The organism is Campylobacter concisus, assembly GCF_015229965.1.
Lineage (GTDB): Bacteria > Campylobacterota > Campylobacteria > Campylobacterales > Campylobacteraceae > Campylobacter_A > Campylobacter_A concisus_BD.
Genome location: NZ_JAAKZB010000037.1, coordinates 1 through 10,635 on the forward strand (window position 1 = coordinate 1; position 10,635 = coordinate 10,635).

The 10,635-nt window shown below is 34.8% G+C and carries 10 protein-coding genes and 1 pseudogene; all 11 read right to left on the reverse strand.

Annotated elements, in window-relative coordinates:
- Positions 1-793 (reverse strand): type VI secretion system baseplate subunit TssG (locus G6W43_RS10245; RefSeq protein WP_194169741.1); only part of this gene is annotated, 793 nt, incomplete at its 3' end.
- Positions 790-2,508, reverse strand: coding sequence for a type VI secretion system baseplate subunit TssF (gene tssF, locus G6W43_RS10250; protein ID WP_149711982.1), 1,719 nt, complete (start codon positions 2,506-2,508; stop codon positions 790-792). The genes tssF and G6W43_RS10245, both read right to left, overlap by 4 nt.
- Entirely contained in the window at positions 2,508-2,897 is a 390-nt protein-coding gene (locus tag G6W43_RS10255) for a hypothetical protein (RefSeq protein ID WP_012001091.1), read from the reverse strand. Before G6W43_RS10255 ends, tssF begins: the two co-directional genes overlap by 1 nt.
- Positions 2,898-2,905: 8 nt before the next feature.
- Entirely contained in the window at positions 2,906-4,354 is a 1,449-nt protein-coding gene (gene tssC / locus G6W43_RS10260; RefSeq protein WP_103650061.1) for a type VI secretion system contractile sheath large subunit, read from the reverse strand.
- A 2-nt stretch (positions 4,355-4,356) separates the two neighbouring features.
- Positions 4,357-4,842, reverse strand: a complete 486-nt coding sequence (gene tssB / locus G6W43_RS10265; RefSeq protein ID WP_012001089.1) for a type VI secretion system contractile sheath small subunit — start codon at positions 4,840-4,842, stop codon at positions 4,357-4,359.
- Between the two features lie 80 nt (positions 4,843-4,922).
- Positions 4,923-6,206 (reverse strand): type VI secretion system domain-containing protein, encoded by a 1,284-nt coding sequence (locus tag G6W43_RS10270; RefSeq protein ID WP_194169742.1) that lies wholly within the window; start codon positions 6,204-6,206, stop codon positions 4,923-4,925.
- Entirely contained in the window at positions 6,207-6,971 is a 765-nt protein-coding gene (gene icmH / locus G6W43_RS10275) for a type IVB secretion system protein IcmH/DotU (RefSeq protein WP_021086306.1), read from the reverse strand.
- A 9-nt stretch (positions 6,972-6,980) separates the two neighbouring features.
- Positions 6,981-8,375: a type VI secretion system baseplate subunit TssK gene (gene tssK, locus G6W43_RS10280; RefSeq protein ID WP_194169743.1), complete on the reverse strand. Its 1,395-nt coding sequence runs from the start codon at positions 8,373-8,375 to the stop codon at positions 6,981-6,983.
- Position 8,376: 1 nt separating this feature from the next.
- Positions 8,377-8,844 (reverse strand): type VI secretion system lipoprotein TssJ, encoded by a 468-nt coding sequence (tssJ, locus tag G6W43_RS10285; protein WP_021089458.1) that lies wholly within the window; start codon positions 8,842-8,844, stop codon positions 8,377-8,379.
- A 115-nt stretch (positions 8,845-8,959) separates the two neighbouring features.
- Positions 8,960-10,327 carry a thioredoxin reductase gene (locus G6W43_RS10290; protein ID WP_194169744.1) on the reverse strand — a complete coding sequence of 456 codons (1,368 nt, stop codon included), beginning with the start codon at positions 10,325-10,327 and terminating at the stop codon, positions 8,960-8,962.
- A 3-nt stretch (positions 10,328-10,330) separates the two neighbouring features.
- Positions 10,331-10,635: pseudogene (locus tag G6W43_RS10295) on the reverse strand (hypothetical protein); the annotation flags it as partial.

Sequence of the window (10,635 nt, forward strand, 5' to 3'; positions counted from 1 at the left end):
ACTGCATCTTGTGAGAGTAATTTATCTTCAAATATAAATCAGAAACAAATTCATCATTAGTAAAATAAGAAAGAGTCTCTTGAAGCTCTTTAAATTTATCTTTTTTGGGGAAGAAATTCACAGCCTCTTCGTACTCTATGCCGTTTATAAAAACTGCGATCTTAGTTTGTTTTTCAAAAAGCTTTTTGCCAAGGATGAAATTTTTACCAAGTGTCCTATTTTTATGGCCTAAAGAGTTTAAATTTGATGGTGCTATGAAAATTTGATTTGGTAAATTTTCAAGTATAAAAAGCTTATCTTTTAGCCCAAAGTGGCTCTGAAGCGCAAATTCAACCTCTTTTTTTGGCCTTCTTTGGCTAACTGCAAGTGGCGAAAATTGCAGAAATTTCTTTGCCAGCTGCTTTTCTTTTATATTAAGCATATCAAGCAAAATCTTTGAAATTTTATCATCAAGCTCATCTTCAAAAGATCTTGCGTAGTTTTTTAGACTAATGCTGTCAAAAAATAGCCAAAGCAAGTAGTTGTCAAAAAAATCAAAAAATAGTTCATAGCTATTGTCATTAGTCTTTGAAATTTTCTCTAAAATGTAGCTTGTTAGGTGCGAGCCGCTTCCTAAAAGACCCATAAAATTTACAATTATCTTTGTAAGCTCCTGCTCATCTAAGCTCTCGAGCTCTTTGATCGGGTAGGCAAAACTCGAGCTATTTTTTAAAAATATCTCGCTTCTATCCCTATTTTTTAAGATATTTTTTATCAGTTTAAAAAAAGAGGCTTGACTTATCTCTTCGCTCATACAAGCTCTTTCGTGCCACTTAAAAACCCATAATCAAATAAAATTTTACTCTTTACGCACTTGATCTTAAGCTCGCAAAATGAGTTAATAGAAGCAAATTTTGATAAAAACTTAGCCAAATTTATACCTAAAACATAGACATTTCCAAGGCTTTCAAACTCGCTCTCATCTATATAAAATATACATAGCACTCCTCTTTTTGCAAAGCCGCCATCGACCCTGTGGATCTGTTTTGTCTTTATCTCATGAAGCGAGCTAGAAAATTTCTTCAAAAACTCATCATCAGGCAGCATAAAGGCATTAAGCAGTGCCAAAAAAGAGCCCTTGTTTAGTATGCTTTGATAGCTAAATGACAAGATACTAACTAGCCTCCAGAGTAAATTTCCATCTACATTTACACGTTTTACGCTAGTTGGGATAGTTAAATTTTTGGTTACTACACCTTGGTGATTTTGGATTTTGTTTATCTCGCCTAGTTTTAGATTAGTTGGTAGATCGCCGTTACAGCAAAGCGTCTCGATGCTCACGGTCTGCTCTTTGGTGTCATTTTTAAAAAATGAAATTTCTTTGTAAGAGTTTAGCTTCATATCTATTTTATTGCTTACAAAGTAATAGTCCTTTGATCTTTGACTATTTAAAAACTCAAACCTCTCAAAGCTTTTGTAGTTTTTAAGTATCCTTTTTTCATTATTACTGCTGTGAGCGACGACCTTTGTGATAGAGACTATCTCGTAAGCGTTTATGTTTGAGCGGTCGATGAAAATTCTATATTCGCTGCGTTTGTTGTTATTTTGTATAGGCTCAGCGCCTTTTGCAAACAAATTTATCGCTGGCGTGGCAAAGAGAGAAAAATACTCTAGCCTTGGCACATAGCCATTTGGCATATCTTTTGAAAAGACAAATTTGATGTTAAAGCTTTTTGTGTCAAATCTTTTTAAAAAACCAAGTCCATTTATACGGATGAAATTTAGTTTAGATGAAAAATATGAAAGCTCTTTTATAAGCTCAAATGCCTCAAAACCAAACTCATCGCTCTTTATCAAAGCTTCATCAAATTCATCTAAGCTAAGCTTATCAGCTCCAAGTTTTATCTCCTCATCGCTATCTTCAAAGCTTACGACTATAAATTTCAAGTAGTTTTTTAGCCACATCAAAAGAGTTGAAGAGAAGTATATGTTATCGCCAAGATATAAATTTAAAAAGTCTATATCAAGCTCTTTGGTGCTAAGCTCATCTTTGGTGATAGATATATTTAAATTTAAAAGATAGTCACTTTTGTTGTTTGACATGAAAGCTTTTGATATCTTTAAAGGAAGCAAATTTACGTCATATATCGTCTGAAATTTACAAGCTACGCCGTTTATTGGCTTTGACTCTATGATGCTGCCTTTTGGTATAAATTCTTTTTTTTCTGAAAAGTCATCTCTTAGAGCAAATTCTTGCATGCAAACTGAGGGGAAAGGGTTTGTATAACTTGGCATTAAGATATTTATCAAAGACTCAGCTATTAAGGGGATATTTTCATCTAGCTCTTGTCTAATCCTTGATGTCAAAATAGCCATATTTTCTATGATACTCTCAACATCAGGATCTTTGCTTTTAGTATCTAAAAATGGTGCAACTTTTGGGAAATTCTTTATAAAAAGAGCTCTTGTTTCGTCAAGATACGCCATCTCTTTTTGAAAATAAGCTAAATTATTTTCATTATAATCCATTATAAAATCTCACAATATCTATTGTTCTTAAAAATAACCTTTAGCAAATACTCTTTGAAATTGTCGTTTTTATGCTTATAGTTTATGTTAAAGATGATACGCCAAGGCTTTAGCGAGTCATCATAGCCGATAGAGGTTATCTCTATTCTATTTTCATTTGAGGTGATTAGTTCATATATCGCCATGCCAAGTCTATGGCCAAGCTCGTTTATCTCGACCCCAACCGACCAAAGATCGATGATACTATCATTTAAACGACCGTAGTTTCCTAGCCTTGAGTTTAAGATAGTATCGATATGATCTTTGATGTCGCTGTCTAGATCTTTAAAATATGGACGAAATTTTGACTCATCACTAAATTCATATAAAATTTTATCTATCAGCGACATGCTTAAATTTACTCTTTATCCAGCTTACCAACCAAAGAAAGCTCGAAATTTGCCCCCATAAATTTAAAGTGAGGTCTAGCTAGAAGCTCTATCTTGTACCAGCCTGGCTCGCCAGCTATATCGCTAACGATGACTTTTGCGCTTCTAAATGGTCTTCTGCTTCTTACATCAGCTGGTGGATTTTCCTGGTCTGAGATGTACTGTCTTAGCCACTCATTTAAGCCACGTTCAACGTCACTGCGCTCTTTCCAAGTACCGATCTCTTCTCTTTGAAGTACTTTTAGATAGTGAGCCAAACGAGAGATCAAAAATACATATGGAAGCTGTGTGCCAAGTCTAAAATTTGTCTCGGCAGCTTTACCTTCTGGAGTATTTGGGAAAACTTTAGGTTTTAGCACTGAGTTTGCAGAGAAAAATGCTGCGTTGTTGCTATCACGTCTTAGCGTAAGCGTGATAAAGCCATTTTCTGCAAGCTCAAATTCTCTTCTATCTGTGATCAAGACTTCGGTTGGAATTTTTGTCTGAACGCTTCCGTAGTTTTCATAAGTGTAAGTTGGTAGGTCTTTTACAGCGCCACCACCTTTTGGTCCGATGATGTTTCCGCACCATCTATAGTCCGCAAAACTCTCTGTAAGTCTTGTAGCAAACGCATAAGCGCCGTTGCCCCATAGCATATCATCGTGCTTATCAACGCTTTCGCGGTAGTTAAAGCTTTTTATAGGGTTATCTTCTGGGATATATGGAGATCTAGTAAGAAATCTATTTACCATACAACCTGTATATTTTGCATCTTCGTTCTCTCTAAAAGTTCTCCATCTTGTGTATTGAGGACCTTCAAGTAGGCTCTTTAGATCTTTTATGTTTTCAAGCTCGCCAAAGTTATCAAGTCCGAAGAATTTAGAAGATAGCGAAGTTAGAAGCGGAGAGTGGCTCATCGCTGCGATTGATGACATTTTGTTTAAGAAAGTCATGTCTTGATTTGACTTATCTAGCTCATAATCAGCAACTATCGCGCCAACTGGCTCACCACCAAATTGGCCATACTCAGCTGAGTAAATTTGCTTATAAAGTGTGCTTTGAGTTATATCTAGGTTGTTTTCAAAGTCGTCTAAAATTTCTTCTTTTGTTGCATCTAAAAGATCGATCTTTACGTTTTCGTTGAAATTTGTTCTCTCAACTAAAAATCTAATGCCACGCCAAGTAGATTCTAGCTCTTGAAAAGATTTATTGTGTAAAATTTCATCCATCTGAGCTGATAAAAGCGTGTCTATATGAGCTATCATCTCATCAAGTGCAAGCTTATTTATCTTCTCTTCAGCGTTGTTTGTTGTGATGATATTTGAGATAAACTCAGCAACTCCTTGCTTTACTACGCTATAACTTTCATCCTCTTTTGTATATTTGCTCCTTTGCATTATGCTTTCAATGATAGGAGTTTTTACTTTAGTTTCAGACATCTTTATTCCTTATCTTTTTCGTCTTTAAGCTCTAAAAGAAGCTGTTTTCTACTATCTTCATCCTTAATAGCCTCTAAAACTGCTTTTCTAAAATCAGGCATATTGCCCATAGGTCCTTTTAACGCAACTAAAGCTTTTCTAAGCTGCAATAGCTTTTTTAGCTCAGGGACTTGATTGATGATATTGTCTGGATTGAAGTCTTGAATGCTTTCGAAATTAAGATCGATATTTAGATCTTCGCTACCAGAATTTAGTCTATTTTTCACTGAAAATTCAGTATGAATGTCTAAACTTTTCATAACTTGATCGAAATTTATCTTATTTATAGAGACAACTTCGCGATCTTCAAGTGGAGTTTGATTTTCACCAGTTAAATTTGAAACTACCATCAGCTTTAATGGAAGCTCGACATCTGCTTCTTGGTTGTTTGTTTTGGTTCTATAAACAATGTTTATACGTTCTTTTGGTGGGATTGAATTCTCTGCCATAATAACATCCTTTTTTTGAGTAAATGATTTAAGAATTATAATTAAATAAAATTAAAGAAGTTTTAAAAAAACATATTTTATCACAAAAATGTTTTTGCCTTTATATAAATATCTGACAAATAATCCTTTAGCTCAGTGTTTTCTATAAATTTAACTATTTGCGAATATACAACTTTTGCGTTGTTGTCCATGCCTTGGCTTGTAAAAATTTTGGAAAGCTCTAACAAAAAGCTAAGCTCGCTTTGCGAATTTGTTGTATATTTGCTTCTATCAAGGGCTTTTATCAGCTCTTCAAAGCTCATATCTTTTTTCATATCATCACTAGAGATAAAATTTGCTGTCTCTTTTTTACTAAAAAATTTAGCACTCTCTTCACTGAAAAATGCCTCTTCACTTTGAAATTTAAGCTTTTTCATGTCTGGGAATTTTTCTATAAAATTTAAAGTCATACTAGAAACTAGCTCGCTTTGCTCACTTAGTCCAGATGATCTTAAAAACTCACAAAATATCCTAACGCCATCTATCCAAAATGGATTAAGCGCTAAATTTCTTATAAATTTCTCCAAATTTTCTTGGCTTGCTTCTTTCATATTTTTAAAAAGTAAGATCAAATTTTCATCAGGATAGCGTATCTGCGTCACTTGCTCGCTGCTAACTGGCAAAGCCTTGATCCTGCCCCACATCGCCTCAAGAACAAGCGAGTAAGCGGTCAAATTTTTTATGTCATTTTTCAAAAGCGAGAGAGATAAATTTACAAAATACTCCCTAAAATCTCTATCGTTAAATGTACTAATGTCGCTACCACTAAAAGAGACGCTTTGCGTGTAGCTTGGCTCTACCTTTTGCGGTTGCTGTTTTGGCTCCTCTACTTTTTGAGCTTGCTCGCTTTTTTCTTCTATATAAAGTGTGTCAAAGTGCGTGCTAAGCTCGCGTGAGAGCTCAGGCACAAGCTCATTAAAAGCTCTTGCGTCCGCTTCGTCTAAATTTATACCATCCCTATGAGCTTGGGTAAAAAGCTCTATCGTTTGAGCAAATATCTTTTTTTTAGCAGGCACTTGCTTTTCATTTTTGGCTAATAAATTTGGCTCTTGTTTTAGAGTTTTTAGAAAAAATGAAAAAGCACTGATTAAACTTTTAAGAGCATCTTTATCGTTTAAATTTATAGCAGAGATCGCTAAGAAATTTAAAAGCTTTACATCGAGGCTAAATTCACTTAATGCCTTTAAAGACGAGCTAAAAACAAAGTCCCATTTTATCGTATCGTGAGTCAAAGTCTTATACTTTGACATCTCGTCTATAAGGCTGATGTAGAGTTCGTTTTCTAAAAAGTTTTCGCTAAATTTGTTGAAAAACTTATCTTGCACTTACTTTTTGTCCATAAAATTTTCTATTTTATTGTTTAGGACGCTGTCGTTTTTAACGTTGTTTTGATCCATCGAGTAAGTGCTATATAAAAATGCAGCCGCGATAGCAGCAAGCGCTATAAGGATAAAGTAAAATTTCAAATGTCTTAGTGAAAATATCTCAAAAAAGCTTCTCTTTTTAGTTTTTAAATAGCTCTTTTCAAATACATTTTCATCAGCCTTGATAAGTGGTGAAACGGCTGAGGCTATATTTTCACAAAGGTATGAAATTTTCTCGTTGCAATCTTCTTGCGCTTCGTATTTACCCTTGTAGCCAAGCACCAAACAAGCGTAGATAAACTCTAAAAAGTCCTTGTTTTTACCAACATTTTCAAACCATTTATCCATGATGCCAAAGAATTTGTTGCCACCTAAATTTTCGTTGAAAAATCTCGTTGTTAAGGTGTTGTTCGCCCAAAAGCTATTCATAAAAATTTCATTTTTAAGCAAGCTTTCATCGATGAAAACGCAAAGGCAATATCTAAGCCTAATGATGTCATCCTCTTCATAAATGCCTAAATTTGAGATCTTTGAAGTGGTGCTTAATATATCATTTATCAGCTTTTCACGTAAATTTTGCATCTCACTTTGTGAAAAATTTTGTAGTTTTGATACTCTGTTTGCCAAAAGAAGCAGTGGTAGCACGTGATCTAGGGCAGGATTTGCGCCAAGTCCTAGAAGCTTTGTCTGGCTTAAAACTGAAATGTCATTTTGATTTTCACTCATTTTTTATCCTTATAATAAAGCCCACATTTTAATGTCAGCGTTTGATAAATTTGCTGTTATATAGACGCTAATAACGCTTTGATTTGCGAAGCTTTTGAAAATTTCATCTTTTTTATCGATCTTGTAGTAGATATAGTCATTTAGCTTTGGCAATGTACTAGGTATAGCTGAAATTTGCTCTACATTTATGCCGCGAAGCTGTGATGAGACGATACTTTTGATGTTTGATTGGGTGTGGATTTTGCACTGCTCTTTGAAATTTTTAAGCAGGTACTCATTTTTTGTATCGCTATGGATAGCAAAGTAAATTTCTGAGTTTTCTATGATGCTTGGGTTATCAAAGACGCAGTCAAAAAATCCGTGATTGTTTTTGACGATCTGTGCCATGACGTATTTTGGCGACAAGATATGCGAGAACAAAAGCCTAAGATTGTTTATTAACGGTACGAAAGTTTGACTTAAGTTGTTGTGATCATAAGCTATAAATTCGCTAAAACTATCATCGTGACTTAGTGCTAGCAGATCAGCTTGAAAATCAACCAGCTTTTCATATAGATACTCTGGATGAATTTTGTCTCTTTTGAAAAGATATGAGAATATCAAGTGCCATTTTTTCAGCATATTTAGCGTCAAATATGTTGAAATATCAAGCCTATTTTTCGCCTGATCTATGCCGCCTAAAAGCCCAGTATAGCTCTCTTGATGCTGCTTTGTAGCAAAGCTAAACTCATCTATAAAGCTAGTGATGAAAGAATTTTTACTGACATCGATGCAAGTTGGTATAAATTTCTCATCAAGTGTTATTTGTTTGTTTAGATCTATGTTTTTTATCTTGCAAATAGGCACGCTAAGCTCATAAGGCGTTTTTGAGCCAAGCACTCCCAGAGTCGATCTTTGGCTTGCCAGGATCAAATTTTCTTTATCTTGCGTAAAAGCAGATGAAAGCTCAAAGTCGTCTTTGTCATCAAGTTCATCTAAAATGTCGTTACTAGCTTCATCATGCACTCTTGAGCTAATGAGCGCTTGTTTGGCCGTAAATTTTAGATTTGGTAGATTGTTTTGCAAGCTAACATCAACAAGCCCTGAGCTAACTGGTAGCTTTAGCACGATGATGGCAGAATTTAGCTCGCTAGGACTTATCTCAAGTGGCTCTGGTAGGTCGTCTTGATCTGGAGCGTTAAATATCGTACCATCTTGCGAGATGCAAGAAATTTTATTTAGCCCTATCTTGCCTTGAAGCAAAAGCTCGCTTGAGATCTCAAGCTCCAAAACTCCATATAAATTTGAAAAAGACGAGACGGTTTTTAGGTTTAAATTTCTCTCAAAATACCTCTCTTGCTGCTCGAAATGAACCTTATCAACGTTCATCCCGTTGTACCAGACAACTTTTAGTTTATCAGACATTTTATTTGCTTGCTTGGATCTTAGAGCTGCTAGCGTCTATGGTATTTACGCCATTTTTAGTTATCTCAAAAACTATATTTTTCTCTTTTGCTTCTTTTGTTGATTTGTAAGCTTTGATATTTGTCTTGCTTTGATCAGCATAAAGCACCAAAATGCCTACGTATGGCACTTCGTCTGGATCGACATTTGTAAAAGCATATCTGTTTGTGTTTGGCTGAATTTGCGTTTTTATCGAGTCTATCTTATCTTGACCAAGTATGTCGCCATTTTTCTCAGCTAGATCAACTATGCTAGCTTGCTGAAATTTTGCCACATCTCTTAGCTTATAAGCAATAATGGTCACTGGAACGTTGTCACCGTGGTAGTTTAAGTTTGAATTTGGAGTGTTGCTTATGATAAGATCTTTTGCACATCCTGCGATAAATAGCATAAAAATTAAAGAACAAAGAAATTTAAACGTTTTCTTCATGGTTTCCTTTACCTCACGTTAATAATATTATTTTTATGTAATTCTATCTAAAGTTATTTTAGAAGAAACTTATTTTAAAATCAATGTTCTTAAATAAAACTTTAATGAGCGTTAATCAATCCTTTATATTATGCTCTTTGGCATAGCTTAGTATCTTTTGCCTAAGATCTTCAGGAAAGCTATCTCTATACATCACTGGTGTTAGAGGGTTTAGCTTTTTATCTAATTTACCAGCCTCATATAGTCTTGTTAGCTCTTCTGGGGTGTTGTAGTATGGTGCATTTGGATATCCCTCTGGTGGGGTTAGGGACATTATTTTTGCTTCTAATATACCAGAGTCTCTATTTAACATAACTTGCTTTAATTCAGTATCATCTGGCTCTACGACATCATAAGGGGCTTGAAAATCATGCAAGGTTTCTTTTGCATATTTCAAAAATTCTTCTCTAGTAGTCTCATTTGCGTCAAGGTCTCTAGGGTCTAGTAGCTTACCTTTATCTTCCACCATTTCTCTTAAGTGATGAACAGTATCAGCTATTGGATCAAGTATAACCCCACCCCTATTAAAATCCATCACGAAGTAGCTACCCACTATCTCATCAAGATAAGGTATCATTCCATATTCATCTAGTGGGGGATTTTTAGCTAGTCTTCTAAATTCTTCAGCCATTTGTAAATTTTTATTTAGACCTACTAGATAGGTAGAGTATTCAAACATGTCGGCTAATGCCTCTAAGGCTCCGTCTTGACCAAGCTGGGCTGATAGAAACATTGATTGATATGCTCTTGCTTTAAATCCTGCATAACCTAATCCAACTCCTCCTGAAAATCCAACAGAGCTTCCTAATACTCCAGCACATATATTCCACTCTGCTGCAAATAGTTCTGATTTTAATGTGCTTTTGTGAGCATTTACTTCATCATAAATTTCAGCATACTCAGGCTTTGTTAGTTTGCCATTACTATCTACTCTACCTATTGCATCTTCTGGTATATCTATCATGGCGCATTTTAGATTGCTTCTTTTTACTAGATAGATATATCTATCTCTCTTATCTTTTAAGCTTTCATAGTAGGCTTTTTCTGTCTTAGTCCAAGGTGATAGTTTAGTAGAGCTTGGTTTATAACTAATGTCTAGCCATGGTTTAAATGATAGATAGTCTGTTTGACCTAGAGAGTTTGGTTTAGGGTTATAGTATAGGGGTTGATAGTTTTTATATGGAGATGAGTCTAGGATGGAGCGGGAGTCAAGAACTAGCTTAGCTGCAAGATCTGGAGCTAGTTGTCTATTACTATCATGCTTTGCAACTATTAAATTTGTATTTTTATCAAATTTTACCTCTCTGCCATTAAGTGCTATAACCGTATATGTATTAGTGTTATCCATTGAATTTCCTTTTTTTATTGTTTTTTCTTTATTGATAAACAGTGCTGAAGCTATTACTACTAAGATAGCTAAAGTTATAAATATAATCTTCTTCATATCTTATCCTATATATAGACCATCTTCCATTACTATGGTAGTGGCTAAACGACCTACTAGGCGAGGAGGTATCACTTTATCTCCCTTGTCCTCATTGTTTGTTTTACACCCCACATATACCCCTTTAATATTATTGCTTCCAATAGTATCAAGTGCTTCTACTAGATCTCTTGAGAGGTTGCGATGAGAGTTATCGCTATCGTCTGTGTTAAATATACCTTTTTTAAATTTGTTTATTATCTCTACTGCTTTTTGATATGAGTTTATCGGATATTTTGGTTTGCCTGATGCTACGTTTGCTAATGAGC